Raw genomic sequence first — 26,758 nt, forward strand, 5'->3', positions numbered from 1 at the left:
GCCCCCTGAAATAGACGCAGCCCGGTTCACCGACCAAAGGAGCTCGTCGCAATGGCTGCGCCTGCACGGCAGTTGCACCTCAACGCATTCCTGCGCAACATCGGCCAGCACGAAGCGGCGTGGCGCCTCCCCGAAACCGATCTGTCGGGCATCACCGACATCGCCCACTACATCGAACTGGCCCGCATCGCCGAGCGCGGCAAGCTCGACGCGGTGTTCTTCGCCGACCATCCGGTGCTCAAGGACCAGAACGAGTTTCGCCCGTTCGACGCGCTGGACCCGATCACTCTGGTCGCAGCGCTGGCCGGGGCGACCACCAACGTCGGGCTGATCGCGACGGCATCCACCACCTACAACGACCCGTACGGGTTGGCGCGGCGGTTCGCCACACTCGATCACGTGAGCCGGGGCCGGGCCGGCTGGAACGTCGTGACGACGGCCAACGCCTCGGCCGCGGCCAACTTCGGGGTGCCGAATCACCCGGACCCGGAGGCGCGGTACCAGCGCGCCGACGAATTCCTCCAGGTCGCGTTGAGGTTGTGGGACAGCTGGGAAGACGACGCCATCGTCGGCGACAAGGACGCGCCCCGCTTCGTGGATCCGGCGAAGATCCACGCGATCAACCACTCCGGCGCGTACTTCGACGTGGCCGGACCGCTGGAGGTACCGCGGTCCCCGCAGGGCCATCCGGTGCTGTTCCAGGCCGGATCTTCGGAACCCGGTAAGGATCTCGCAGCCCGGTACGCCGAGGCCATCTTCACCGCCCAACCCACACTGGACGAGGCCCGTGACTTCTACCGTGACGTCAAGGCCCGCATCCGCCGGTTCGGTCGCAACCCGGACCAGGTGCACATTCTTCCCGGGCTGTCGACGATCGTCGGCAGTACCGAAGCCGAGGCGCAACGGCGTCAGCGCGAACTCGAAGAACTCACCGTGCCCGATTACGGTCTCGAACAACTGAGCGCCATCGTCGGATTCGCGGTTACCAAGGACGATCTCGGCCGGAAACTGACCTTCCCGGCCGAAGACCCGGGCGACACGTTCATCAAGAGTCGACTCACCCTGGTGAAGCGGTTGGTCGAGACCGACAACCTCACCGTCCGGGAGTTGTTGCTGCGGCTGAGCAGCGGACGGGGGCACCGGTTGTTCGCCGGCACCGCAGAACAGGTCGCCGACACCATCGAGGAGTGGTTCACCAGCGGCGCCGCTGACGGTTTCAACCTCATCCCGCCGGCGCTGCCGTCATCGTTGACCGACTTCGTCGACCACGTCGTCCCAGAGTTGCAGCGCCGCGGCATCTTCCGGGAGGAATACACGGGGACCACCCTCCGCGACCACCTCGGCCTGGACCGGCCGGCCAACCGATTCACCACCGGCGCGGACACTTCCGTGTCGGCCGCGAGCTGACAGGGAACCTGATATGCGTAATCCGTTGACCCGCTTGACCCGCTTGACCCGGGTGATCGTGGCCGCCGGCCTCGTCGCGGGCCTGGTAGCCGGCTGCCAGTCGTCCGGATCCGGGGCGCAAGGCAACGGCGGACTTTCGGCCGACGCACCGATTCCGGTGGCGGTCCCGAAGGGGACCAGCCTGGTGGTGGCTGATGACGCGAACCGGCTCAAGACCCTGTTCAAACTCTCCGGTGAGCAGGACCGGCTCAGCGCCGACGTGACCTACGCCAACTTCAGCAGCGGTCCGCTACGTCTGGAGGCGATCCGGTCGGGCAATGCGCAACTGGGCCGGGTCGGCGATGTCCCGCCGATCCTCGCGCAATACTCAGACGCCGGAGTGCCCATCGTCGGGGCGGTGAAATACGACGGAAACGGGCTGGTGCTGGCAACGTCACCGGGTTCGGGCATCAAATCGCTGAAAGACCTGGCCGGCAAGAAGATTGCGATCAATGAGGGCACGGCGCAGCAGGCGGTCGTGCTGCGCAACCTGAAGTCCGTCGGCCTGAGCATCAAGGACGTACAGCCGATCAATCTGGGTCTGGCCGAGTTCGCCGACGGGTTGCGGGCCGAACAGGTCAACGCCGCGGTGCTCAAGCAACCGGACCGGGTTCGCTACCTCACTTCCACGCAGGGGGAGGGGAGCATCGAAATCCCCAATGCCCCGGGCGCCTACCCCGGCTTGTATTACGTCTACGCCAGCCGGGAAGCACTGTCCGACCCCGCTCGCGCGGCGGCCATCCGGGAATTCGTGATCGCCTGGTACCGCGCCGAGCAGTGGCTCAATGACAACAAGCAGACCTGGATCGACGAGTACCTGATCAAGGATCAGAAGGTCAGCCCGGAGGATGCCAAGGCCATCGCTGCGGCCGACGGGAAATCCTCCGTACCTGGGTTCACAGATGAGCTGATCAACACCCAGCAGGAGACCATCGACCTGCTTCAGCAGGCCGGCGCGTTCTCCGGGAAAGAGTTGCACGCCAAGGACGAATTCGATTCCCGGTTCGCCGACCTCAACGCGACGTCGACGGGCAAGCAGTGACCACCGTCCAGACGGCCCCCGCTTCCACGGCTACCGCGGAAGCGGGGGCCGCTGGGCGTCGGGAGTATCCGAATCTCGACCATCGGTCGGGCACGCAGCGTCGCCGCAGGCTCGGGCCCGGACGCGCCATCACGGCGTCGTTGGCCATCGGACCGCTTCTGCTGGCTGTCATCTGGATCGTCACCTCGCAGCTGGGCATTCTCGATCCGCGCACCCTGCCACCGCCGCTGGACATCCTGCGCACTGCCGGTGAGATGTGGTCGGACGGCCGGTTGCCCACAAACATCCTGGCTTCCCTGAAACTGGCGTCGATCTCGCTGGCCATCGGGGTGACGCTCGGCCTGGCGCTGTCACTGATCTCCGGGTTGAGCCGCATCGGGGAGGCGATCGTCGATGGGCCGGTTCAGGTCAAACGCGCGGTGCCGACCCTGGCGATCATCCCGCTGGCGATCATCTGGTTCGGCATCGGCGACACCATGAAGATCATCATCATCGCCACCAGCGTGCTGATTCCCGTCTACATCAATACCACCGCACAGCTCAAGGGTGTGGACCTGCGCCACGTGGAACTTGCTGAAACCGTTGGGCTTTCCCGCGGCCAGTTCATCCGCAAGGTGGCCATACCCGGTGCGCTGCCCGGCTTCTTCACCGGGCTGCGGCTTGCGGTCACCATCTCGTGGACCGCGCTGGTCGTCGTCGAACAGGTCAATGCCACCAGTGGTATCGGGTATCTGATGACCCAGGCCCGCCTCTATGGGCAGCTGGACATCGTGGTGGTCGGCCTGTTGGTCTACGCGGTGTTCGGGCTCACCGGCGACTACGCGGTCCGCGCCGTCGAGAGGAGAGCGTTGTCGTGGCGGCGCGCGCTGGGAACCTGACCGAGGAAGTCGCCGTCGTGCGGCAACTGAGTCGATCACTCAGTGGCTCAACGATTCTCGACTCGGTGGACCTGACGATTCGCAAAGGTGAATTCGTGGCCCTGTTGGGACGCAGCGGCTCAGGTAAGAGCACGCTGCTGCGCGCCCTGGCCGGGTTGGACCACGGGGTCGCCGGTACGGGGGACCTGTTCGTCGCCCGCGATGTGTCGGTGGTGTTCCAGGATTCCCGGCTGCTGCCGTGGTCGCGGGTGCTCGACAACGTAGCCCTCGGGTTGTCCGGCCGTGAGGTCAGACAACGGGCGAGCGCGGTGCTCGCCGACGTCGGCCTGGCCGGGCGCGAGCGGGCCTGGCCGTACGAGTTGTCGGGCGGTGAACAACAGCGTGTGGCACTGGCCCGGTCACTGGTGCGCAATCCGGCGCTGCTGCTGGCCGACGAACCCTTCGGGGCGCTCGATGCGCTCACGCGGGTTCGGATGCACCATCTGCTCAAGGAGTTGTGCGTGAAGTACGAACCCGGGGTGCTGCTGGTGACCCACGACGTCGACGAGGCGGTGACCCTCGCCGACCGGGTCCTCGTTCTCGATGGTGGTTCGTTTGTCGTCGATCGACACCTGGATTTTCAGACTCCGGACGCCCGTACCTACCGCAATCCCGAGTTCGTCGCGCATCGTGAGGCGCTGCTCGCCGCGCTCGGCGTGGGGGAGCCCCAAAATTGATCAGTGGTGACCCGCTGTAAACGGACCACCACTGATACGTGGGCGGTGTTGGAGGGTTCCTCCCCCTGATCACCACCACCGCTCCCGCGCCTCTGGTCGAAAGCCGACGCGATGGAGCCACTGTATACCTCCCGCGCAGTTTGCTGAAGGGTTGTTTGCAGAGGCGAACAACCAACTTCAAGATCGCTTCGCTGTCTAGGGCTGGTCTTTGCCCGCGGAGGATTCGCCCTGAGCGAGATGCTCGGCGAGCAGCGCTCCGGCATTGCGGATGTGGCCGGCCATGGCAGCCCGGGCCTTCTCGGGGTCGTTGGCCCGCAGGTGCTCGATGACGGCGCGGTGATCCTGGGCCGAGGCTTCGGGCCACCCTTCCACGGCGGCGAAGAACTTGCGTGGCGCGTAGGACAACGTCGTCTTGATCAGCCAGCGCATCTTGCGTGATCCGCTCAGCTGGTAGATGAGCGCGTGGAACTGATGGTTGAGGCGTTCTTCCTCGTCGAAATCGCTGGTGGCAGCTGCTCTTTCGAGAGCATCTTGGATGCGCTCGAGTTCGTCGACCAGTGCCGGGGTGATCGTCGCGGCGGTACGGGCGGTGAGTTCACCGCCCAGCAGTGCCTGCGCGTCGTAGATGTCGCGGATGTCGTCGCTCGACAGCGCGGTCACCATGAAGCCGCGCCGAGGCTCGACGGACAGAAAGCCTTCGGTCTGCAGTTGCAGCAGGCCTTCCCGCGCCGGGGTGGCGCTGATCCCGAGTTCGTCGGCGACAGTTTCCGGGCGGATGAATTCTCCGGAGTGCAGCTGCCCCGAGACGATGAGCTCGCGAACGTGGGCCGAGGCGACGTCGGACAGCCGCATCGGCGCGCGTCTCTTCGAATTCGCGGTCATGCCAGCGGGCCTCAGATGTCGAGTCCGCCGCGTTTGACCAACTGCTTGGCGATCACGCCGCGCTGGATCTCGTTGGTGCCCTCGCCCACGATCATCAGTGGCGCGTCGCGGAAGTAGCGCTCGACGTCGTACTCGGTGGAGTATCCGTAGCCGCCGTGGATCCGCACGGCGTTCAGCGCGATCTCCATCGCCGTCTCGGAGGCGAACAACTTGGCCATACCGGCCTCCATGTCGCAGCGGCCCCCCGCATCGATCCGCTCGGCGGCATCCAGCAGGAGGCTGCGCGCGGCGTACAGCTTCGTGCCCATGTCGGCGAGCATGTTGCCGACCGATTGGTGCTGCCAGATCGGCACACCGAAGCTCTCCCGGTCTTGCGCGTACTGCAGTGCGTCGTCGAACGCGGCGCGGGCCACACCGGTCGCCCGGGCCGCGACCTGGATTCGGCCGACTTCAAGTCCCTTCATCATCTGGGCGAAGCCGCGTCCTTCGACGCCGCCCAGCAGTGAACTCGAATCCACATGGCAGTCAACGAAATTGATCTCACAGCTCTCGACGCCCTTGTAACCCAGCTTCGGCAGGTCCTTCGAAACCGTGAAGCCGGGGACCTTCTCCACCAGCAGGATCGACACGCCCTTGTGTGCCGGGGTGGCGGCCGGATCGGTCTTACACAGCAGCGCGACGAGGCCGGCCTTGCGCGCGTTGCTGATCCAGGTCTTCGAACCGTTGATCACATAGCCGGACTCGTCCTTCGTGGCGACGGTGCGCATGGCCTGCAGGTCGGAGCCGCCACCGGGTTCGGTGAGTGCCATCGTGGCCCGTAGCTCGCCGGTGGCCATTCGGGGCAGGTACTTGTCTTTCTGCTCATCGGTACCGAACTGCAACAACAGCTTCGACACCACGGTGTGCCCGCCCATGGCGCCGGCCAGGCTCATCCAGCCACGCGCGAGCTCTTCGGTGACCTGTGCATAACAGGGCATCGAAACCGCGGCGAAGCCATACGGTTCCGGGATCGCCAACCCGAAGATACCCAGCTCCTTCATCGCGTCGATGAGTTCTTCGGGATAGGTGTTGGTGTGCTCGAGTTCGCGGACCACGGGCCGGACTTGCTTGTCGACGAAGTCGCGGACGGTACTGACGATGGCCTGCTCTTCGGCGGACAGCGTGATCACTGCGGAATCCTTTCCATGAACTCTATAGAAAATATTCTATAGAGGACGCGGTCCTGCTGTTGCCCCGTGATTCGGCTAGGGTTCGCTGAACATCGGGAGGTTTGGGAGGATCGGCCGCCGCGAGTACCGGGTCGGCCCGTGAAAGGGGACGGTGATGGTCGGGTGGCGGAGTGTTGCTGTGAGCGCGTCTCTCGCAGTGGGGGTCGTCGTGGCCTGTGCACCCTCTGAGAAAACGGATGTGCGCCAGATGCCGAGCAGTGAAACACGATCGGTCAAGCGGCCGGACAAGCTCAGCGATTTCCGTTTTCGATGGACTGCCGAGCCGGGCATTGATCTGTACTCGGGTGCTGCGGTCCCACTGCGCGCGTACGCGGAGTCTTGGCGGGTCGCGCAAATGATGTCCGACATGAGCGCTGCCTACCCCGGATTCGAACGGGCCGTTCCTGCCAACCGTGAACTGACCGATCATTCACCGCGTGATGCACCCGCGTACATGTTGACCTTTGTCCGTCCGTCCATGGATGACGAACTCGACGAGGTGTACACCGGTCAGCCCCGATATGAGTCAAAGCGGTTCTATGGCAACGAGTACTTCCACATCCTGTCGCTGGACGAGGTGGATGGCGGCTGGCGGGCGTACCTGTGCGACGGGTTGTACGACATGTACCGCGATGACGCGGACGGCTACAGCCCGGTCACCGGTTTGCGCGGTTGGGCCGGACCTCCCAAGGAGCCGATGAAGGCCATCCGGGTGTGGCACGTCGAAATGGCAGCACCAGAAAGTCCTGCAGCGAGTGCTCCTCAGAAAGGTCCCAACCCGGCCCCGATGGACGACGTCTTCTCATCGTGGCGCATCCGGGGCGCGGCTCCCGACAGCAAGTGGGAGTCTGCTCCGGGATTCGGCGGCAGCGATTACCACGAGACCTTTGCCGACTTCGAGCGCCGACGGGAGCAATGTAGCGACCGGCTACCTGACGGACGTGATGCGCGGAACGCCGACGGCCGATCAATCAATACCAAGCCGGATATGCAGCCTGCGGTACCAGGCTGGCCGGACAACGCGGCATAGCCGACTTCAGCGTCGGGTGCCCGTTGTTGCTGAGCGTTTACGCAGTTCAGAGAGGGTGCCCCCGGCAGGATTCGAACCTGCGGCCTTCTGCTCCGGAGGCAGACGCTCTATCCCCTGAGCTACGGGGGCGCGGGCTGAAGATCAGCTGCGCCGATTGGGCTTGCATAGCGTAGCGCATGGAAGCGTCAATACGGATTCGGGGCGCGGGGACCCCAGACCATAGGATGGACCCTCGTGACCCCCGCCGACCTTGCAGAGCTGCTCAAGGCTACTGCCGCCGCAGTGCTGACCGAACACGACCTGGACACCGCCGCGTTGCCCGACACCGTCACGGTCGAGCGCCCGCGCAACCTTGAGCATGGCGACTACGCGACCAACCTCGCGCTGCAGCTCGGTAAGAAGGTCGGCGTCAACCCGCGAGAGCTGGCCGGCTGGCTGGCCGCCGCCCTGACCGCTGCCGACGGCATCGCCGCCGCCGAGGTCGCCGGCCCCGGCTTCGTCAACCTGCGCATCGAGGCCTCGGCGCAAGGCGTCATCGTCACCAACGTGCTGACCGCCGGCGCGGCCTACGGCAACTCCACCGAGCTCGCCGAGAAGATCAACCTCGAATTCGTCTCGGCCAACCCGACCGGCCCCATCCACATCGGCGGCACCCGCTGGGCCGCAGTGGGCGACGCGCTGGGCCGGCTGCTGACCACGCAGGGTGCCGACGTCACCCGCGAGTACTACTTCAACGACCACGGCGCCCAGATCGACCGGTTCGCCCGCTCGCTGGTCGCCGCCGCCAAGGGGGAGCCGCCGCCGGAGGACGGCTACGCCGGCGCCTACATCACCGACATCGCCGCCTCCGTGCAGGCCAAGCGCCCCGATGTCATGAGCCTGCCCGCCGACGAGCAACAGGAAGTGTTCCGCGAGGTCGGCGTCGACCTGATGTTCACCCACATCAAGGAATCTCTGCACGAGTTCGGCACCGACTTCGACGTCTACACGCACGAAGACTCGATGCACACTTCCGGCCGCGTCGACCAGGCCATCGCCAAGCTGCGCGAGACCGGCAGCATTTACGAGAAGGACGGCGCAACCTGGTTGCGCACCACCGAATTCGGTGACGACAAGGACCGCGTCGTCATCAAGAGTGACGGCAACCCGGCCTATGTCGCCGGCGACATCGCCTACTACCTGGACAAGCGTGAGCGCGGGTTCGACCTGTGCATCTACATGCTCGGCGCCGACCACCACGGTTACATCGCCCGGCTCAAGGCCGTTGCGGCCGCACTGGGCGAGGATCCCGCGACCGTCGAGGTGCTGATCGGGCAGATGGTCAACCTGGTCCGCGACGGGCAGCCGGTCCGGATGAGCAAGCGCGCGGGCACCGTCATCACCCTCGACGATCTGGTCGAGGCCATCGGCGTCGACGCCGCCCGGTACTCGCTGATCCGCTCCTCGGTGGATACCTCGATCGACATCGATCTGGCGCTGTGGTCCAGCGCGTCCAGCGAAAACCCGGTCTACTACGTGCAATACGCGCATGCCCGGCTGTCCGCGCTGGCGCGCAACGCCGCCGATCTCGGCGTCACCGCCGACACCGCGCACCTGGATCTGTTGTCCCACGAGAAAGAGGGCATCCTGATCCGCAACCTGGGCGAGTTCCCCCGGGTGCTCAAAGCCGCTGCCGCACTGCGGGAACCGCACCGCGTGTGCCGGTACCTGGAAGACCTGGCCGGCGACTACCACCGGTTCTACGACGCCTGCCGCGTGCTGCCGCAGGGCGACGAGGAAGCGGGCGACCTGAACGCGGCCCGGCTCGCCCTGTGTGAGGCCACCCGCCAGGTGATCGCCAACGGTCTGGGCATCCTCGGTGTGACCGCCCCGGAGCGCATGTGAACGCGCACCCCGCCGGCCCCCGGCACGCCGAAGAGATCCACCACGCCGGTGCACCCGTCAAGCCGCAGTCTCCTGACGAGATCCTGCTGCTGGCGCCGAACGTGTGGCCGCGCAACCTGGTTCGCGGTGACGACGGCGTGGTGTCGATCGCCGGGATACCGGTCACCGATCTGGCCGCCGAATACGGCACCCCGTTGTTCGTGATCGACGAGGACGATTTCCGGTCGCGTTGCCGCGACATCGCCGCAGCCTTCGGTGGCGGGGACTACGTGCACTACGCGGCCAAGGCGTTCCTGTGCAGTGAGATCGCCCGCTGGGTCAACCAGGAAGGCCTGTCGCTGGACGTCGCGACCGGGGGAGAGCTGGCGGTGGCGCTGCACGCCGACTTCCCGCCCGAGCGAATCACCTTGCACGGCAACAACAAATCCGTCGCCGAGCTCACCGTGGCCGTCAAAGCTGGGGTCGGGCATGTAGTGGTCGACTCCCTGATCGAGATCGAGCGCCTGGACCGCGTCGCCGGGGAGGCGGGCATCGTCCAGGACGTGCTGGTCCGGGTGACCCCGGGCGTGGAGGCACACACCCACGAGTTCATCTCGACCGCCCACGAAGACCAGAAGTTCGGCCTGTCGCTGGCCAGCGGTGCGGCGATGGAGGCGGTACGCAAGGTGTTCGCCACGGACAACCTGCGCCTCGTCGGATTGCATTGCCATGTCGGTAGCCAGATCTTCGATGTGGCCGGATTCGAAGTGGCCGCCCACCGCGTGATCGGCCTGCTGCGCGACGTCGTCTCCGAATTCGGTGTCGAGAAGACATCGCAGATGTCGGTCATCGACCTCGGTGGCGGCTTGGGTATTTCCTATGTACCGCAAGATGATCCGCCGCCGATGCAGGAGCTGGCCGACAAACTGCTGGCCATCGTGCGCAGCGAATCGGCAGCCGTCGGGCTGCCTACCCCGAAGCTCGTGGTGGAACCGGGCCGCGCCATTGCCGGACCGGGGACTGTCACCCTGTACGAGGTCGGCACGGTGAAAGACGTGGCGATCAGCGCCACCGCACAGCGACGCTATGTGAGCGTCGACGGCGGTATGAGCGACAACATCCGCCCGGCGCTGTACGACGCCGAGTACGACGCCCGGCTGGTGTCCCGCACCAGCGACGCAGGCGCGACACTGGCGCGCATCGTCGGCAAGCACTGCGAGACCGGCGACATCGTGGTCCGCGACACCTGGGTGTCCGACGACATCGCGCCCGGTGATCTGCTGGCTGTGGCCGCGACCGGTGCCTACTGCTATTCGATGTCGAGCCGGTACAACCTGCTGTGCCGGCCCGCCGTGGTGGCCGTGAAGGACGGGAAGTCGCGGCTGGTGCTCCGGCGGGAGACTGTCGAGGATCTTTTGAGCCTGGAGGTGAGTGGTCAATGAGTGGTGAGAAGCCCATCGGCGTAGCGGTACTGGGGCTCGGCAACGTCGGCAGCGAAGTGGTGCGCATCATCAACGAGAGCGCCGCTGACCTCGCGGCCCGCATCGGCGCCCCACTCGAGGTGCGCGGCATCGGGGTGCGCAAGGTCTCCGGCGACCGCGGCGTGCCCAAGGACCTGCTCACCGACGACATCGTCGAGCTGGTGTCGCGTGACGACGTCGACATCGTGGTCGAGTTGATGGGCCCGGTGAAGCCGGCCCGCAAGGCAATCCTGGCCGCCCTCGAGCAGGGCAAATCGGTGGTCACCGCCAACAAGGCACTGATGGCCCAGTCCACCGGCGAACTGGCGCAGGCCGCTGAAAAGGCTCGTGTCGACCTGTATTTCGAAGCTGCTGTGGCCGGCGCGATCCCGGTGATCCGTCCGCTGACCCAGTCGCTGGCCGGCGACACGGTGGTGCGGGTGGCCGGCATCGTCAACGGGACCACCAACTACATCCTGTCCGAGATGGACAGCACCGGTGCCGATTACAGCTCGGCACTGGCCGATGCCAGCGCGCTGGGATATGCCGAGGCCGATCCCACCGCCGACGTCGAGGGCTACGACGCCGCGGCCAAGGCCGCGATCCTCGCCTCGATCGCCTTCCACACCCGGGTCACCGCTGACGACGTCTACCGCGAAGGCATCACCAAGGTGAGTGCGGCCGACTTCGAGTCCGCCCGGGCGCTGGGCTGCACCATCAAACTGCTGGCAATCTGCGAGCGGCTCACCACTGACGAAGGCAAGCAACGTGTTTCGGCACGCGTGTACCCGGCACTGGTGCCGTTGACGCACCCGCTGGCTGCGGTCAACGGAGCCTTCAACGCCGTGGTGGTCGAGGCCGAGGCGGCCGGTCGGCTGATGTTCTACGGCCAGGGTGCCGGCGGCGCGCCGACGGCGTCGGCCGTGATGGGCGACGTCGTGATGGCCGCGCGCAACCGGGTCCAGGGTGGCCGGGGTCCGCGCGAGTCCAAGTACGCGAAGCTGCCGATCGCCCCGATCGGCTTCATCCCCACCCGCTACTACGTCAACATGAACGTCTCGGACAAACCAGGCGTGTTGTCCGCGGTGGCGGCAGAATTCTCCAAGCGCGAGGTCAGCATCGCCGAGGTGCGCCAGGAGGGCATGGTCGACGAGGAGGGTCAGCCCTGCGGCGCCCGCATCGTGGTGGTCACCCACCAGGCCACCGATGCCGCGCTCTCGGAAACCGTCGAGGCGCTGGCCGATCTCGACGCGGTGCAGACCATCAACAGCGTGCTGCGTATGGAAGGAACGAACGCATGAACCCCGGGACGCAAGGAAAGACCAGCGCAGGGCCGGTGCACCGGCCCTGGCCGGGATTGATCGAGGCCTACCGAGATCGCCTTCCGGTCGGCGACAACTGGACGCCGATCACCTTGCTCGAGGGCGGCACGCCGCTCATCCATGCCAAGCGCCTGAGTGAACTCACCGGCTGCACAGTGCATCTCAAGGTCGAGGGGCTCAACCCGACCGGATCTTTCAAGGACCGCGGCATGACCGTTGCGGTCACCGAGTCCCTGGCGCGTGGGCAGGAGGCCGTGCTGTGCGCGTCCACGGGTAACACGTCAGCCTCGGCGGCGGCCTATGCCGCTCAGGCCGGGATCACCTGTGCGGTGCTGATCCCGCAGGGCAAGATCGCGATGGGCAAGCTCGCGCAGGCGGTCATGTACGGCGCCAAGATCATCCAGGTCGACGGCAACTTCGACGACTGTCTGGAACTGGCCCGCAAGATCACTGCGGACTTCCCGACCATCGCCCTGGTGAACTCGGTCAACCCGTACCGCATCGAGGGGCAGAAGACCGCCGCGTTCGAGATCGTCGACGCGCTGGGCACCGCTCCTGACGTGCACGCTCTGCCGGTGGGCAACGCGGGCAACATTACCGCCTACTGGAAGGGCTACACCGAGTACCACCGCGACGGTCTGACGGACCGGCTGCCGCGCATGCTCGGCACCCAGGCCGCCGGAGCTGCCCCGCTGGTCCTGGGGGAGCCGGTCAAGGAGCCCGAGACCATTGCCACCGCCATCCGCATCGGTTCGCCCGCGTCGTGGTCCGGTGCGGTCGAGGCCCAGCAGCAGTCCAAGGGCCGATTCCTGGCTGCCACCGACGAAGAGATCCTCGCGGCATACCACCTGATCGCCCGCAACGAGGGCGTGTTCGTCGAGCCCGCGTCGGCGGCCAGCGTGGCAGGTCTGCTGAAGTCGATCGAGGACGGCTGGGTCAAGCGCGGCTCCACGGTGGTCTGCACGGTCACCGGCAACGGACTCAAGGATCCCGACACCGCACTCAAGGACATGCCCACCGTCACGGCCGTGCCGGTCGATCCGGTAGCCGTCGTCGCCAAGCTCGGACTGGTCTGAGCCTGGTGAATCAGACCCTGCCCGCCGGGCTCACGGCCACTGCTGTCGTCGCAGCCTCCAGCGCAAACCTCGGCCCGGGCTTCGACAGCCTGGGGCTGGCGCTCAGCCTTTACGACGAAATCATCGTCGAGACAACTGAAGCCGGCTTGCAGCTGGAGGTCGAGGGCGAGGGTGCGGGTCAAGTTCCGCTCGATGCGACGCATCTTGTGGTGCGCGCCATCGAGGCCGGGTTGCAGGCCACCGGCTATCGTGCGGCCGGACTGATCGTGCGCTGCCGCAACGAGATTCCGCATTCGCGCGGGCTCGGATCATCGGCCGCTGCCGTCGTCGGCGGCCTCGCCGTGGTCAATGGTCTTGTGGCGCAAGCCGGTTCGGACCCGATGACCGAAGATCAGCTGATTCAGCTGTCGAGTGAGTTCGAGGGGCATCCGGACAACGCCGCGGCGGCTGTGCTGGGCGGGGCGGTCGTGTCCTGGACCGAAACCGATCCCGACGGGCGGCCGCGCTACCGCGCGGCCCAGGTGCGCGTGCATCCGGACATCCGACTGTTCCCCGCGGTCCCGCAGCAGCGGTCGTCCACCGCAGAGACCCGGGCGGTGCTACCCGAGCAGGTCAGCCACGTCGATGCGCGATTCAACGTCAGCCGCGCGGCCCTGCTCGTCGTGGCCTTGAGTGAGCGCCCGGATCTGCTGATGACCGCCACGGAGGATGTGTTGCATCAACCACAACGCGCCGCGGCCATGCTGGCCTCCGCGGAATACCTGCAGTTGCTGCGGCGTTGTGGAGTGGCAGCAGTGTTGTCCGGGGCCGGACCTACGGTTCTGGGGCTGAGTTCGCAGGTAGGACTGCCTGATGAGGCCGTGGATTACGGCACTGCGAACGGGTTCGCCGTCAGGGAGATGTCGGTCGGAACGGGCGTCCGCTGGACGTCGGGTGTGGCCGCCAGGAACTGACGATGTGCGGCACAAGAAGAGCCGAGCGCCACACGCCCAGTGTTGACGTTGCTTGATTACTTCACAAAAGCGAGTTATTCTCGCTTTCGTCCAGCACTCGCAGGGTCTCTGCCTGCGTCGACACCAGGACGACCACCCAATCTTCTTGTGTTCTACTCGTGGACTGACGGCTCGCCGTATATCGGCGGACCCGGGCGATCGCCGTTGCAAAGGCGACGGTGTGAGCTACGCGCTCAGCGGTTCAGCTGAACGCGCTTCGACCTTTGGGGAACCCTCGCACGACCTGATGAGCGAGGGAAAGAAAGGAAATCCGTGACAGAAACGGACCTCTTCACGGCTGACAACGCCAACGGCACTGGGGATTTGCCGAACGCCGTGACATCTGAAAGCACCGCGACCACTGACACCGCGGCCGCGCGGCGCGCTTCCAGCGCCCGGCCCGCGTCGCTGTCGACCATGGTTCTGCCTGAGCTGCGCGCCCTGGCCAAGGAAATCGGTGTCGAAGGCGCGTCCGGGTTGCGTAAGAGTGAGCTGATCGCAGCTATCCGCGCCCACCGTGGTGAATCCAACGGTGCGACCGCCGAGGCCAAGCCGGCCGCCGATACCCAGCCGGACGCCGGTGCCGAGGCTGCTGAGCAGCCCGCGACTCGTCGTCGTGAGCGTCGGGGTTCCTCGCGCCAGGCCGGCGCGCCGGTCGCCGACGCGGCCAAGGACGACGCAGGCAGGTCCGATGCCGGCAAGAACGATGCGGGCACCGAGGCCGTCAAGGCCGAGGCGAAGACCGATTCCGCCGAGCCCGACGCCAAGACCGCTGAGGCTGCCGCCGAGCCGCAGGAAAAGCCTGCCAAGCAGGACAAGCGTGAACGCCAGGAACGGCGCGAAAAGCGCGAGCAGTCCGACGCCGACAAGGGCGAGGCCAAGGCCGACAACAAGGCCGATAACAAGCAGGACGACAAGCGCGACCAGAAGCAGGACCGCGACCAGAAACAGGACCGCGGCCAGGGGCGCGAGCAGTCCGACCAGTCCGACAACCAGCAGAACCGAGGCGGCAACGCCAACACCGATGACGATGGCGATGGGGACGGCCGGCAGGGCCGTCGCGGCCGTCGGTTCCGCGACCGCGATCGTCGCCGGCGCGGTGAGCGTGGCGCCGAGGGTGGCAACGAGACCGAGCTGCGTGAGGACGACGTCGTCCAGCCGGTCGCCGGCATCCTCGACGTGCTGGACAACTACGCGTTCGTCCGGACCTCGGGCTACCTGGCCGGGCCGAACGACGTCTACGTGTCCATGAACATGGTCCGCAAGAACGGCTTGCGCCGTGGCGACGCCGTGACCGGTGCAGTCCGCGTGCCCCGCGAGGGTGAGGGCGGCGGGGGCCAGAACCCGCGGCAGAAGTTCAATCCGCTGGTGCGCCTGGACAGTGTCAACGGTGGTCCGGTCGAGGCGGCCAAGAACCGCCCCGATTTCACCAAGCTGACCCCGCTGTACCCGAACCAGCGGCTGCGCCTGGAGACCACGCCGGAGCGGCTGACCACCCGCGTCATCGACTTGATCATGCCGATCGGTAAGGGGCAGCGCGCCCTGATCGTGTCGCCGCCCAAGGCCGGTAAGACCACGATCATGCAGGACATCGCCAACGCGATCACCAAGAACAACCCGGAATGCCACCTCATGGTGGTGCTCGTCGACGAGCGCCCGGAAGAGGTCACCGACATGCAGCGTTCGGTGAAGGGCGAGGTCATCGCCTCGACCTTCGACCGTCCGCCGTCAGACCACACCCAGGCCGCCGAGCTGGCGATCGAGCGGGCCAAGCGCCTGGTCGAGCAGGGCAAGGACGTCGTCGTGCTGCTGGACTCGATCACCCGTCTGGGCCGCGCGTACAACAACGCGTCGCCGGCCTCGGGTCGCATCCTGTCCGGTGGTGTCGACTCCACCGCGCTGTACCCGCCGAAGCGGTTCCTCGGCGCGGCCCGCAACATCGAGCACGGCGGCTCGCTGACCATCATCGCCACGGCGATGGTCGAGACCGGTTCGACCGGTGACACGGTGATCTTCGAGGAGTTCAAGGGCACCGGCAACGCCGAGCTTAAGCTTGACCGCAAGATCGCCGAGCGCCGGGTGTTCCCCGCGGTCGACGTCAACCCGTCCGGTACCCGCAAGGACGAGCTGCTGCTCTCGACGGACGAGTTCGCGGTGGTGCACAAGCTGCGCCGGGTGCTCTCGGGGCTGGATTCGCATCAGGCCATCGATCTGCTGATGAGCCAGCTGCGCAAGACCAAGACCAACTACGAGTTCCTGGTCCAGGTCTCCAAGACCGCTCCGGGCAACATGGACGTCGACTAACTCCCGCGCGAACGTGAAAGGCCCCCGAAATTCGGGGGCCTTTTTCGTGTTGTCAGGAAGTTGGCTCCGCGCGCAACCCCGGCATCAAATAGCGGCGAACCTGGGCGAGGACCGCGTCCTCGTCACTGGGATCCAGCGTGTTCCCCGGTACGGTCGCCAGCGAGATCAACACTCGCGCAACCCATTCCGATGCTTCGGGGATGTCGATGTCGGCACGCACCTCGCCGCGGTCACGGGCGGCCGCCAGATAGGGCGACCAGAACTCGGCGAGGTCGGGGATCATGCCCTGCACGCCGGCCCCGGCGCAGGCGGCGAATTCCTCGGGTTCGTCGGTGCGGAGTTTCATCAGTACCGCGCCGGGATCGTCGTAGGCGCGCAGGCCATTGCCGACGCCCCAGGCGATCTGGCGATCCAGCCCCTCGATCTGCTCCAACATGGCCTGGGCTTCCGACCAGAACGTGTCGTTGAGTCGCACGATCACGGCGCCGAGCAGCGTCACCTTGTCCGGGAAATGGCGGTAGAGCCACCCGCGCGACACTCCGGCGGCCTCGGCGACCTCTGAGACGGTGGTCGCGCGAATGCCCTTGGTCCGCAGGCATTCTTCAGCAGCGTCGATCAGTCGATCTCGCACGCTGCGCGGTGCCGTGGTGCTGGTCAACTGTGGTGTCTCCTGGTCTTCCGATTGGGCTTAGGTACATGATTCTGCCAAGCGTGTATCCGTCGCGCCAGAACCATGGTAGACAGTTTTCTAATTCTGTTCACTGACCCTTGGGGATTCATCGGATGGCCGAAACGCTGCAGCAGTTGCTCCGGGAACGCGAAGCAGGTGACACGGTCGCCATCAAGTACGGCGACCGGACCTGGACGTGGCGCGAGCATATCGCCGAGGCGAAGGCCCAGGCCGCGACCCTGATCGGGATCGCCGAGCCGCAGCGTCCGCTCCATGTGGGCACCCTTCTGGGCAACACCCCCGACATGCTGACCGCGCTGGCGGCGGCGGCCCTGGGCGGCTACGTGCTGTGCGGCATCAACAACACCCGCCGGGGTGATGCGCTGGCCCGCGACATCGCCCGGGTCGAATGTCAGGTCGTCCTCGTCGACGAACACCATCGCGGACTGCTCGACGGCGTCGACCTGCCGGGCGTCACCGTCATCGACGTATCGGATACCGCCTGGTCAGCGCGGGAACTCACGCCGCACCGTGAGGTCGGGGCCGACGACACCTTCATGATGATCTTCACCTCGGGTACGAGCGGGGAGCCCAAGGCCGTCCGGGTGCCGCATTCCATCGTGCTGTTCTCCGCCGCCGCGCTGGTGCAGCGGTACGACCTGACCGAGGCAGACACCTGCTACCTGGCTATGCCGCTGTTCCATTCGAACGGGGTGTACGCCGGGTGGGGCGTGGCGCTCAGCTCGGGCGCGGCCATGGCGCCGGCACAGTTCTCCGCGTCCGGGTTCCTCCCGGACATCCGCCGCTATGGCGCGACGTACATGAACTACGTCGGCAAGCCGCTGGCCTACATCCTGGCCACCGCCGAGCAACCCGACGACCACGACAACACGCTGCGCGTCGCGTTCGGCAACGAGGCCGCCGACCGCGATATCGATGAATTCAGCCGCAGGTTCGGATGCAGCGTGTGGGACGGCTTCGGTTCGACGGAGCTGGCGATCATCATCACCCGTTCCGAGGGCACCCCCGCCGGCAGCGTCGGCCAGGGCTTCCCGGGCGTGGCGATCTACGACCCGGAGACCCTCGAAGAGTGCCCGGCCGCACAATTCGATGCCACCGGCGCCCTGGTCAACGCCGAGGCCGCCACCGGGGAACTGGTGAACACCAACGGCAGCGGGATGTTCCGCGGCTACCACAACGATCAGGGCGCGACCGATGAACGGCTGCGCCACGGCATGTACTGGTCGGGCGATCTGGCCTACCGCGACGCCGACGGCTGGATCTACCTGGCCGGGCGCACCGCGGACTGGATGAGAGTGGACGGCGAGAACCTCACCGCGGCGCCGATCGAACGAATCTTGTTGCGGCAGCCGGTGATCAGTCGGGTCGCGGTCTATCCCGTGCCCGACGAGTTCGTCGGTGACCAGGTGATGGCTGCCGTCGTGCTGCGCGACGGTCAGGCGCTGACGCCCGACGAGTTCGGCGCATTCCTGGCGCAGCAGCAGGATCTGTCGCCGAAATCCTGGCCGCGCTACGTCTGGATCGCCGACGATCTGCCCAGCACCGCGACCAACAAGATTCTCAAGCGTGAACTGGTTGCCCTCGGCGCCGATCCGGCCGGTCGGGTGCTCTGGAAGCGGACCGGTCGCACGTTCCAACCCGCGGCCATCGCCGCAGCGGACCGAGATTGCGCTCAGGGACAAGATTCGGGCCAGACTTGTCCCTGAGCGCAATCTCGCCGGCGATCAACGGCATCTGCCTGCATCGGCGTGATCTGCGCGTCGCCGGGGTCCAGGAATACCGGCCGGTCATCCCGCGTTTAGGCTGTTGGCGGTTGACCTGGCATAATGGACCGCCGACCCTCGGTCCCGGTTCACGTCCATCTGAATTTCGGGCGACCCGGGCCAACGATTGAAGAGGAACCCATGAAAACAGGCATTCATCCTGAGTATGTCGAGACCACGGTGCACTGTGGTTGCGGCAATACCTTCCAGACCCGTAGCACCAAGCAGAGCGGCCAGATCGTGGTCGAGGTCTGCTCGCAGTGCCACCCGTTCTACACCGGCAAGCAGAAGATCCTCGACAGCGGCGGCCGCGTGGCCCGCTTCGAGAAGCGGTACGGCAAGCGTAAGCCTGCCGGTGATCAGGCTGCCGCAGCCGACAAGTAGCTACGTCAACGGCGCCCGATCTGTCGCATATGCGTCAGATCTGGGCGCTGTTTTCGTTTCCAGGAACGAGTTGGGACAGGAGGATGACGTGACGGATACCGCTTCTGCTGGATTCCCGGCTCAGCCGGGGAGAGCAATCGAGGCGCTGCTCGCTGAGCACGCTGACCTGGAGCGTCAGCTCGCCGACCCCAACCTGCACGCCGACGCCTCCGCCGCCCGCAAGGTGGGCCGGCGGTTCGCCCAGATCTCGCCCGTGGTGGGGACCTACCGCAAGCTCGAAGCCGCCCGCGGTGACCTGGAAGCCGCTCGCGAGCTCGCCGCCGACGACGCCAGCTTCGCCGACGAGGTGGACGAGCTGACCACGAAGGTCGCCGAACTCGATGCGCAGCTGACGGATCAGCTGGCGCCCCGGGATCCCCACGACGCCGACGACATCGTGCTTGAGGTCAAGTCCGGGGAAGGTGGGGAGGAGTCGGCACTGTTCGCCGCCGATCTGGCCCGCATGTACATCCGTTACGCCGAACGTCACGGCTGGACCGTCACCGTGCTCGACGAGACCTGGTCGGACCTGGGCGGTTACAAGGACGCCACCATCACCATCGCCAGCAAGGGCGATTCCGCCGACGGCGTGTGGTCGCGCATGAAGTTCGAGGGCGGGGTCCACCGCGTGCAACGCGTTCCGGTCACCGAGTCACAGGGTCGGGTGCACACGTCGGCGGCCGGCGTCCTCGTCTACCCCGAACCAGAGGACGTCGAGCAGGTGCAGATCGACGAGTCCGACCTGCGCATCGACGTCTACCGGTCCTCGGGCAAGGGCGGTCAGGGCGTCAACACGACCGACTCCGCGGTCCGCATCACGCACCTGCCCACCGGCATCGTCGTGACCTGCCAGAACGAGCGCTCGCAGCTGCAGAACAAGGCCAGGGCCATGGTGGTGCTCGCCGCTCGACTGCAGGCACTGGCCGAAGAACAGGCGTCGGCGGACGCATCGGCAGACCGGGCCAGCCAGATCCGCACGGTCGACCGCAGCGAACGGATCCGCACCTACAACTTCCCCGAGAACCGGATCGCGGATCACCGCATCAACTTCAAGGCGCACAACCTCGACCAGGTGCTCGACGGAGACATGGATGCGCTGCTCGACGCGCTGGGCACCGCCGACAAACAGGCCCGGCTGCAGCAGCAGACATGACCCCGGTGCGGCAGGCGGTCCAGGCCGCAACGGCACGGCTCGCTGCCGCGGGCGTCGCCTCTCCGCGCATCGACGCAGAGCTGCTGGCCGCGCACGTGGCGGGTGTCGACCGGGGTCGGCTGATGTTCCTCGACGACGCCGATGAACAGTTCCACGAGGCCTACGACGAACTCGTGGCCGCCCGGTCCCGTCGGATTCCGCTGCAACATCTGATCGGTACGGCGCCGTTCGGCCCGCTGACGCTCGCGGTCGGGCCCGGTGTCTTCATCCCGCGGCCCGAAACCGAGGCGCTGCTCGAATGGGCCTGCACGCGGCAACTGCCCGGCGACCCGTTGATCGTCGACCTGTGCACGGGCTCGGGTGCGCTGGCGTTGGCGCTGGCCGCGCGGTGGCCCGACGCGCGCGTGCTCGCCGTCGAGAACTCGCCCGCGGCCCTGGAGTTCGCGCGGCGCAACGCCGCCGGTACGCGCGTCGAGGTACTGGACGCCGATGTCACCGCGCCCGGCCTGCTGCCCGAACTCGATGGGCGGGTGGATCTGCTGGTGTCCAACCCGCCCTACATCCCCGAGGCCGCGGTCCTGGAACCCGAAGTGGCCGAACATGATCCCGCGACCGCATTGTTCGGTGGCCCCGACGGTATGTCTGTGATCCGGCCGATCGTCACACTCGCCGCCCGCTGGTTGCGCGACGGTGCGTCCTGCGCCGTCGAGCACGACGACACCACTTCCGAGCTGTCGGTCGGGGCCTTCGTCGACGACGGTCGCTTCACCGAGGTCACCGCGCGCCGCGACCTCGCCGGACGACCCCGCTTTGTGACGGCGACGAGGATTGGGAGAAGCTGAGCTGATGCGCGCACCGACCGGGGAGCCGACATGACGATCTTCGACTGCAGCGACGCTGATCAGCGTGCGACCGGCATCGCCTCGGCGATCAGCGCGGTGAAGGGCGGCCGACTGGTGGTGATGCCGACCGACACCGTCTACGGGATCGGTGCGGATGCCTTCGACCGCGACGCCGTCGGCAGTCTCCTCGCGGCCAAGGGCCGTGGCCGCAACATGCCGGTCGGCGTGTTCGTCGGCTCGTGGAACACCATCGACGGTCTCGTTTACTCGGTGCCGCCGGCCGCCCGCGATTTGATCCGGGCATTCTGGCCGGGCGCACTGAGCCTGATCGTCACGCAGGCACCGTCGCTGCAGTGGGACCTCGGGGATGCCAACGGCAACGTCATGCTCCGGATGCCGATGCACCCGGTGGCCATCGAGCTCCTGCGCGAGGTCGGTCCCATGGCCCAGTCCAGTGCCAATGTCTCGGGTCAGCCGGCCGCGGTGACGGCAGCGCAGGCCCACGAGCAACTCGGCGACACGGTGGAGGTCTATCTGGACGGCGGGCCCGCCGAACAACAGGCAGCGTCCACCATCGTCGACCTCACCGGCATCCAGCCACGCATCCTGCGCGCCGGTCCGATCAGCGCGGCGGACATCGCCAGGGTCGTCGGCGTGGAAATCTCCACGCTCACAACAACACCTACGGAGTGATCTCAGCTTGCTGCAGTACGGTTCATCGGTGATGTCGGCCGGTGACGCAGTGATTCCCGCGGTCAATTCCGGGCTTCTCGCTCTGTCGGACCGAGGTGCCGGTGTTCCGCTGCGTGAGTTGGCGCTCGTCGGACTGACCGCCGCGATCATCACGTACTTCGCCACCGGCTGGGTGCGGGTGCTGGCCATCCGGGTCGGCGCCGTCGCCTACCCGCGGGAACGCGATGTCCACGTACAGCCGATACCGCGGATGGGCGGGTTGGCGATGTACATCGGGGTCGCCGCCGCGGTATTGCTGGCTTCCCAACTGCCGGCACTCACGCGAGGTTTCGTCTACTCCACCGGTATGCCCGCGGTCGTGGTCGCCGGCGGGCTGATCATGGCCATCGGGCTGATCGACGACCGCTGGGGGCTGGACGCCCTGACGAAATTCGCCGGCCAGATCACCGCGGCGAGCGTGCTGGTCACGATGGGCGTGGCCTGGAGCGTGCTCTACATCCCGTTCGGGGGAGTGGGCACCATCGTGCTCGACCAGGTGTCGTCGATCCTGCTGACGCTCGCGCTGACGGTGTCGATCGTCAACGCGATGAACTTCGTCGACGGACTCGACGGTCTGGCCGCCGGGCTCGGACTCATCACGGCCCTGGCCATCTGCATCTTCTCGGTCGGGCTGCTGCGGGACCACGGCGGCGACGTCCTGTTCTATCCGCCCGCGGTGATCTCGGTGGTGCTGGCGGGCGCCTGTCTGGGCTTCCTGCCGCACAACTTCCACCGGGCCAAGATCTTCATGGGCGATTCGGGATCGATGCTGATCGGCCTGATGCTGGGTGCGGCGTCGACGACAGCCGCCGGGCCGATCTCGCAGAACGCCTACGGCGCCCGCGATGTTTTCGCGCTCATGTCGCCGTTCCTGCTGGTGATCGCCGTGATGTTGGTACCAGCGCTGGACACGTTGCTGGCCATCGTGCGTCGCACCCGCGCCGGCCGGAGTCCGCTCAGCCCCGACAAGATGCATCTGCATCACCGACTACTGCAGATCGGGCACTCGCATCGCCGCGCCGTGCTGTTGATCTACCTATGGGTGGGCATCATCGCTTTCGGTGCCGCAGCGACGATTTTCTTCGATCCCCGCTACACCGGAGCGGTCGTCGCGGCCGCCATCGTGGTGGCCATCGTGGTGACACTGATACCCCTGTTGCAACGTGGGAATGACGCGTCCGAAGACGAGCACGAAGCGAAGTACGACAAAAAGTAGTAGGCCACGTTTAGGGGTGCCTACCATGTGTTAGGGTGCTGCCAGAACCCGAAAAACCTCGCGGGTTGCCGGCCCGGCCCCTCGGTTCGACGAACCGTCAGGTGCCGATCAACGACCGACAAAGGGAGCTACCCCGTGGGTGAATCGAGCCCGCCCGCCGCCCTCCGATATTCTCGTCGGGCGCGCACAGGGTTTTGCCAGGGGGCAGCAACCGTTGGCATCTCCGAGGGTGCAGCGTTTCGTGACAGCGGGATTGGGGTGAATCAGTGACGACACCAGCGCAGAACGCGCCGTTGGTGTTCCCGTCGGTGGCTTTCCGGCCACTGCGTCTGCTGATTGTCTGCGTCGTCCTCACCGGGCTGGCCGTAGGGGCCGCCGGTTTCATCGGACACATTTTCTTCGGCGTCTTCTTCGGTGTCGGCCTGGTCCTCGGCTTGATCAACGCCCTGCTGGTGCGTCGGGCCGTCGAGGCGATCACGGCCGAGGATCACCCGCTCAAGAAGAAGATGGCCGTGAACTCCGCGACGCGGCTGCTGATCATCACTGCGATCGCACTCGGCATCGCACTTTTCTTCAAGAAGCACGACGGCATCGCGGTGCTGTTCGGGCTGGCTATTTTCCAGGCTCTGCTGGTGATGAGCACCAGCATCCCCGTGCTGCGGAAGATCCGCTCTAACGGCCTGGATGTCTTGGATACGGAATCGAAGGGTTGAGCTGACCTATATGACTCAGACGACGACCGTGCTCGCCGCCGAAGAGGGTGGCGCTGCCATCCACGTCGGCCACCACACGATGGTGTTCGAGCTGTTCGGGATGACGTTCAACGGCGACACCATCCTGGCCACCGCGGTCACCGCGGTGATCGTGATCGCGTTGGCGTTCGTCCTGCGGGCCAAGGTCACCTCGACCGGCGTGCCGGGCGGTGTGCAGCTGTTCTGGGAGGCCTTGACCATCCAGATGCGTCAGCAGATCGAGGGCTCGATCGGTATGAAGGTCGCCCCCTTCGTGCTGCCGCTGGCGGTGACGATCTTCGTCTTCATCCTGATCTCCAACTGGCTGGCGGTCCTGCCGTTGCAGTACGGGGGAGCGGACGGCGCCGCTGCCGAGTGGTACAAGCCGCCGGCCTCCGACATCAACTTCGTGCTGGCGCTCGCACTGTTCGTGTTCCTCGCCTACCACGCCGCCGGTATCTGGCGTCGCGGCATCATCGGCCACCCGGTCAAGGTGATCAAGGGCCACGTCGCGTTCCTGGCGCCGATCAACATCGTCGAAGAGATCGCCAAGCCGATCTCGCTGGCCCTCCGTCTTTTCGGCAACATCTTCGCCGGCGGCATCCTGGTCGCCCTGATCGCGATGTTCCCCTGGTACATCCAGTGGGCACCCAATGCGATCTGGAAGACCTTCGACCTGTTCGTCGGGCTGATTCAGGCATTCATCTTCTCGCTGTTGACGATCCTGTACTTCAGCCAGTCGATGGAGCTGGACCACGAGGACCATTGAGCTCACTGATCCACATATCTGATCCCTACAACTGCAGCACACGAACCTCTGGCGGCACAGCCACCAGTTATCAAGGAGGATAAAAGGAATGGAACTCGACCCCAACGCCCTCATCACGGCCGGCGCGCTGATCGGTGGCGGTTTGATCATGGGTGGCGGCGCCATCGGCGCTGGTATCGGTGACGGTATCGCGGGTAACGCGCTGATCTCGGGCATCGCCCGGCAGCCCGAGGCCCAGGGCCGGCTGTTCACCCCGTTCTTCATCACCGTCGGTCTGGTGGAGGCCGCGTACTTCATCAACCTGGCCTTCATGGCGCTGTTCGTCTTCGCCACCCCGGGCCTGCAGTAGTCCATCAGCATGGGTGAACTGAGCGCAACGATCCTGGCTTCAAGCCAGGCAGCGGCGGAAGGCGGTGGGGGCCAGAGCAACTTCCTGGTCCCCAACGGCACCTTCTTCGCCGTGCTGATCATTTTCCTGATCACACTTGCTGTGATCGCGAAATGGGTTGTGCCACCGGTCGGCAAGGTACTGGCAGAGCGCGAAGCGATGCTGGCGAAGACCGCCGCCGACAACCGGAAGTCGGCCGAGCAGGTGGCCGCGGCACAGGCCGACTACAACGAGGCGATGGCCGGGGCTCGTACCCAGGCATCGGCAATCCGTGACGAGGCCCGCGCCGCGGGTCGCGAGGTGGTCGACGCCAAGCGTGCCGAGGCGAGCACCGAGGTGGCCGAAACTGTGCGCCAGGCCGATGAGCAGCTTGCTGCCCAGGGTGCCGGTGTGCGGTCGGGCCTGGAGTCTTCGGTGGACGGACTCTCGCAGACCCTGGCCAGCCGAATTTTGGGCGTCGACGTGAAATCAGGTGGGACGCAGTAGATGTCGATATTTATCGGACAGCTGATCGGCTTTGCCGTCATCGCATTCATCATCATCAAGTGGGTTGTGCCGCCGGTGCGGAGCCTGATGCAGAAGCAGCAGGAAGCCGTGCGGGTCGCGCTCGCCGAGAGCGCGGACGCGGCCAAGAAGCTCGCCGACGCCGATGACATGCATGCCAAGGCACTCGCCGACGCCAAGGCCGAATCGACCAAGGTGACCGACGAGGCCTCGCAGGACTCGGAGCGGATCACCGCCCAGCTGGCCGAGCAGGCCGGTACCGAGGCCGAGCGGATCAAGGCCCAAGGCGCTCAGCAGGTTCAGCTGATGCGCCAGCAGCTCATCCGCCAGCTGCGCACCGGTCTCGGATCGGAGTCGGTGGCCAAGGCCGACGCACTGGTCCGGGCACACGTGGCCGACCCGGCCGCGCAGGCGGCCACCGTGGACCGGTTCCTCGCCGAGCTGGACCAGATGGCGCCGTCGGCCGTGGTGATCGACACCGCCGCCACGTCCAAGCTGCGCGCGGCCAGCCGCGAGTCGCTGGCTGTGGTGGTCGGGAAGTTCGACTCCGTCGCCGACGGTCTGGACGCCGACGGGCTGACCACGCTGGCCGAGGAATTGGCCTCTGTCGCCAGGCTGCTGCTTTCGGAGTCGACGCTGAACCGGCACCTGGCCGAGCCGACCGACGAGAATGGCGCCAAGGCCGAGCTGGTCGACCGTCTGCTGTCGGGCAAGGTCGGCAACACCACGCTGGACGTGCTGCGGACCGCGGTCTCGCAGCGCTGGTCGACCGAAGCGAACCTGGTCGACGCCATCGAACACACCGCGCGTCTGGCGCTGCTCAAGCGCGCCGAGATCGCCGGTGAGGTCGACGAGGTGGAGGACCAGCTGTTCCGGTTCGGCCGCCTGCTCGACGCCGAGCCCAAACTCTCGGCCCTGCTCAGTGACTACACCGCTCCGGTTGACGGACGAGTCGCCCTGCTGGACAAGGTGCTCGGCGGTAACGCGAGTGGGAACGGGACGGCAGCGGCGCTGCTGGCCCAGACTGTGGGACTGCTGCGCGGTGAGCGTGCCGACGAGGCCGTCATCGATCTCGCCGAACTCGCAGTCGCCCGCCGCGGCGAAGTGGTTGCTCACGTGACCGCCGCGGCTGACCTGACCGATGCTCAGCGGACCCGGCTGTCGGAGGTGCTCACCCGCATCTACGGACATCCGGTGTCAGTGCAGCTGCACGTCGACCCGGAACTGCTCGGTGGACTGTCGATCACCGTCGGTGACGAAGTGATCGACGGCTCGATCTCGTCCCGACTGGCCGCAGCGGCCACCCAGCTGCCGGACTGACGAGCGC

The 26,758-nt window shown here is 66.4% G+C and carries 25 protein-coding genes and 1 tRNA gene; 22 read left to right on the forward strand and 4 right to left on the reverse strand.

The genetic code is table 11. The annotated features are described in order from the left end of the window. Positions 1 to 51 precede the first annotated feature (51 nt). Genes AB0876_RS30115 through AB0876_RS30130 form a run of 4 tightly spaced genes read left to right on the forward strand, consistent with a single transcriptional unit; the run spans position 52 to position 4,082 of the window. Positions 52 to 1,407 (forward strand): LLM class flavin-dependent oxidoreductase, encoded by a 1,356-nt coding sequence (locus tag AB0876_RS30115; RefSeq protein ID WP_526043734.1) that lies wholly within the window; start codon positions 52 to 54, stop codon positions 1,405 to 1,407. A gap of 13 nt (positions 1,408 to 1,420) precedes the next feature. Then, on the forward strand, positions 1,421 to 2,488 hold the full coding sequence (locus AB0876_RS30120) for an ABC transporter substrate-binding protein (RefSeq protein WP_526043735.1): 1,068 nt from the start codon (positions 1,421 to 1,423) through the stop codon (positions 2,486 to 2,488). Next, the gene (locus tag AB0876_RS30125; protein WP_526043736.1) at positions 2,485 to 3,366 is read left to right on the forward strand and encodes an ABC transporter permease; all 882 of its coding nucleotides are present in this window, start codon (positions 2,485 to 2,487) and stop codon (positions 3,364 to 3,366) included. Before AB0876_RS30120 ends, AB0876_RS30125 begins: the two co-directional genes overlap by 4 nt. Then, complete coding sequence (locus AB0876_RS30130) at positions 3,342 to 4,082, forward strand: ABC transporter ATP-binding protein (protein WP_526043737.1); 741 nt, start codon at positions 3,342 to 3,344, stop codon at positions 4,080 to 4,082. The genes AB0876_RS30125 and AB0876_RS30130 overlap by 25 nt, the downstream gene beginning before the upstream one ends. Positions 4,083 to 4,277: 195 nt before the next feature. Here the strand turns inward: AB0876_RS30130 and AB0876_RS30135 are convergent, their stop codons facing one another. Both AB0876_RS30135 and AB0876_RS30140 read right to left on the reverse strand, forming a co-directional pair. Beyond that, on the reverse strand, positions 4,278 to 4,964 hold the full coding sequence (locus tag AB0876_RS30135) for a GntR family transcriptional regulator (RefSeq protein ID WP_526043738.1): 687 nt from the start codon (positions 4,962 to 4,964) through the stop codon (positions 4,278 to 4,280). Between the two features lie 11 nt (positions 4,965 to 4,975). Further along, complete coding sequence (locus AB0876_RS30140) at positions 4,976 to 6,133, reverse strand: acyl-CoA dehydrogenase family protein (RefSeq protein ID WP_526043739.1); 1,158 nt, start codon at positions 6,131 to 6,133, stop codon at positions 4,976 to 4,978. A 406-nt stretch (positions 6,134 to 6,539) separates the two neighbouring features. Between AB0876_RS30140 and AB0876_RS30145 the strand changes: the two genes are divergently transcribed. Further along, complete coding sequence (locus tag AB0876_RS30145) at positions 6,540 to 7,202, forward strand: hypothetical protein (protein ID WP_526043740.1); 663 nt, start codon at positions 6,540 to 6,542, stop codon at positions 7,200 to 7,202. Positions 7,203 to 7,258: 56 nt separating this feature from the next. On the opposite strand, the gene AB0876_RS30150 is transcribed toward AB0876_RS30145, so the two are convergent. Continuing rightward, a tRNA-Arg gene (locus AB0876_RS30150) sits at positions 7,259 to 7,331 on the reverse strand. 105 nt (positions 7,332 to 7,436) lie between these two features. On the opposite strand from AB0876_RS30150, the gene argS reads away from it, so the two are divergent. The 6 genes from argS to rho all read left to right on the forward strand — a co-directional run bounded on the left by argS (position 7,437) and on the right by rho (position 16,219). Further along, positions 7,437 to 9,086: an arginine--tRNA ligase gene (gene argS, locus AB0876_RS30155; RefSeq protein ID WP_526043741.1), complete on the forward strand. Its 1,650-nt coding sequence runs from the start codon at positions 7,437 to 7,439 to the stop codon at positions 9,084 to 9,086. Between the two features lie 35 nt (positions 9,087 to 9,121). Beyond that, positions 9,122 to 10,507, forward strand: a complete 1,386-nt coding sequence (lysA, locus tag AB0876_RS30160) for a diaminopimelate decarboxylase (protein ID WP_526043760.1) — start codon at positions 9,122 to 9,124, stop codon at positions 10,505 to 10,507. Then, a complete protein-coding gene (locus tag AB0876_RS30165) occupies positions 10,504 to 11,826 on the forward strand; it encodes a homoserine dehydrogenase (protein ID WP_526043742.1) in 1,323 nt (440 codons plus the stop codon). Before lysA ends, AB0876_RS30165 begins: the two co-directional genes overlap by 4 nt. Then, the gene (gene thrC, locus AB0876_RS30170) at positions 11,823 to 12,923 is read left to right on the forward strand and encodes a threonine synthase (RefSeq protein ID WP_055116187.1); all 1,101 of its coding nucleotides are present in this window, start codon (positions 11,823 to 11,825) and stop codon (positions 12,921 to 12,923) included. Before AB0876_RS30165 ends, thrC begins: the two co-directional genes overlap by 4 nt. A gap of 5 nt (positions 12,924 to 12,928) precedes the next feature. Beyond that, positions 12,929 to 13,876 (forward strand): homoserine kinase, encoded by a 948-nt coding sequence (thrB, locus tag AB0876_RS30175; RefSeq protein WP_526043743.1) that lies wholly within the window; start codon positions 12,929 to 12,931, stop codon positions 13,874 to 13,876. A 312-nt stretch (positions 13,877 to 14,188) separates the two neighbouring features. Then, the gene (gene rho, locus AB0876_RS30180; RefSeq protein WP_526043744.1) at positions 14,189 to 16,219 is read left to right on the forward strand and encodes a transcription termination factor Rho; all 2,031 of its coding nucleotides are present in this window, start codon (positions 14,189 to 14,191) and stop codon (positions 16,217 to 16,219) included. 52 nt (positions 16,220 to 16,271) lie between these two features. Here the strand turns inward: rho and AB0876_RS30185 are convergent, their stop codons facing one another. Further along, positions 16,272 to 16,877, reverse strand: a complete 606-nt coding sequence (locus AB0876_RS30185; RefSeq protein ID WP_448448396.1) for a TetR family transcriptional regulator — start codon at positions 16,875 to 16,877, stop codon at positions 16,272 to 16,274. A 125-nt stretch (positions 16,878 to 17,002) separates the two neighbouring features. Here AB0876_RS30185 and fadD1 point away from each other — a divergent pair, with 125 nt between their 5' ends. From fadD1 to AB0876_RS30240, 11 genes are all read left to right on the forward strand, one after another. After that, positions 17,003 to 18,616 carry a fatty-acid--CoA ligase FadD1 gene (gene fadD1 / locus AB0876_RS30190; RefSeq protein ID WP_526043745.1) on the forward strand — a complete coding sequence of 538 codons (1,614 nt, stop codon included), beginning with the start codon at positions 17,003 to 17,005 and terminating at the stop codon, positions 18,614 to 18,616. Between the two features lie 198 nt (positions 18,617 to 18,814). Further along, complete coding sequence (gene rpmE, locus AB0876_RS30195) at positions 18,815 to 19,057, forward strand: 50S ribosomal protein L31 (RefSeq protein WP_019344296.1); 243 nt, start codon at positions 18,815 to 18,817, stop codon at positions 19,055 to 19,057. An 88-nt stretch (positions 19,058 to 19,145) separates the two neighbouring features. Then, positions 19,146 to 20,249 carry a peptide chain release factor 1 gene (gene prfA / locus AB0876_RS30200; RefSeq protein ID WP_491842462.1) on the forward strand — a complete coding sequence of 368 codons (1,104 nt, stop codon included), beginning with the start codon at positions 19,146 to 19,148 and terminating at the stop codon, positions 20,247 to 20,249. Then, positions 20,246 to 21,091, forward strand: coding sequence for a peptide chain release factor N(5)-glutamine methyltransferase (prmC, locus tag AB0876_RS30205; RefSeq protein WP_526043746.1), 846 nt, complete (start codon positions 20,246 to 20,248; stop codon positions 21,089 to 21,091). The genes prfA and prmC overlap by 4 nt, the downstream gene beginning before the upstream one ends. Positions 21,092 to 21,121: 30 nt before the next feature. Continuing rightward, positions 21,122 to 21,784, forward strand: coding sequence for an L-threonylcarbamoyladenylate synthase (locus AB0876_RS30210; protein ID WP_526043747.1), 663 nt, complete (start codon positions 21,122 to 21,124; stop codon positions 21,782 to 21,784). A 10-nt stretch (positions 21,785 to 21,794) separates the two neighbouring features. Then, positions 21,795 to 23,039: a glycosyltransferase family 4 protein gene (locus AB0876_RS30215; RefSeq protein WP_526043761.1), complete on the forward strand. Its 1,245-nt coding sequence runs from the start codon at positions 21,795 to 21,797 to the stop codon at positions 23,037 to 23,039. A gap of 266 nt (positions 23,040 to 23,305) precedes the next feature. Further along, positions 23,306 to 23,752 (forward strand): ATP synthase subunit I, encoded by a 447-nt coding sequence (locus AB0876_RS30220; protein ID WP_463807160.1) that lies wholly within the window; start codon positions 23,306 to 23,308, stop codon positions 23,750 to 23,752. A gap of 10 nt (positions 23,753 to 23,762) precedes the next feature. Continuing rightward, the gene (gene atpB / locus AB0876_RS30225) at positions 23,763 to 24,539 is read left to right on the forward strand and encodes a F0F1 ATP synthase subunit A (protein WP_491842466.1); all 777 of its coding nucleotides are present in this window, start codon (positions 23,763 to 23,765) and stop codon (positions 24,537 to 24,539) included. An 88-nt stretch (positions 24,540 to 24,627) separates the two neighbouring features. After that, complete coding sequence (locus tag AB0876_RS30230) at positions 24,628 to 24,888, forward strand: F0F1 ATP synthase subunit C (protein WP_003888102.1); 261 nt, start codon at positions 24,628 to 24,630, stop codon at positions 24,886 to 24,888. Positions 24,889 to 24,897: 9 nt separating this feature from the next. Then, positions 24,898 to 25,413 (forward strand): F0F1 ATP synthase subunit B, encoded by a 516-nt coding sequence (locus AB0876_RS30235; RefSeq protein WP_491842467.1) that lies wholly within the window; start codon positions 24,898 to 24,900, stop codon positions 25,411 to 25,413. After that, positions 25,414 to 26,751, forward strand: coding sequence for a F0F1 ATP synthase subunit B/delta (locus AB0876_RS30240; RefSeq protein WP_526043748.1), 1,338 nt, complete (start codon positions 25,414 to 25,416; stop codon positions 26,749 to 26,751). Positions 26,752 to 26,758 lie beyond the last annotated feature (7 nt).

Origin of the sequence: Mycobacterium sp. NPDC049093, from assembly GCF_040704635.1 — a bacterium.
Classification (GTDB): domain Bacteria; phylum Actinomycetota; class Actinomycetes; order Mycobacteriales; family Mycobacteriaceae; genus Mycobacterium.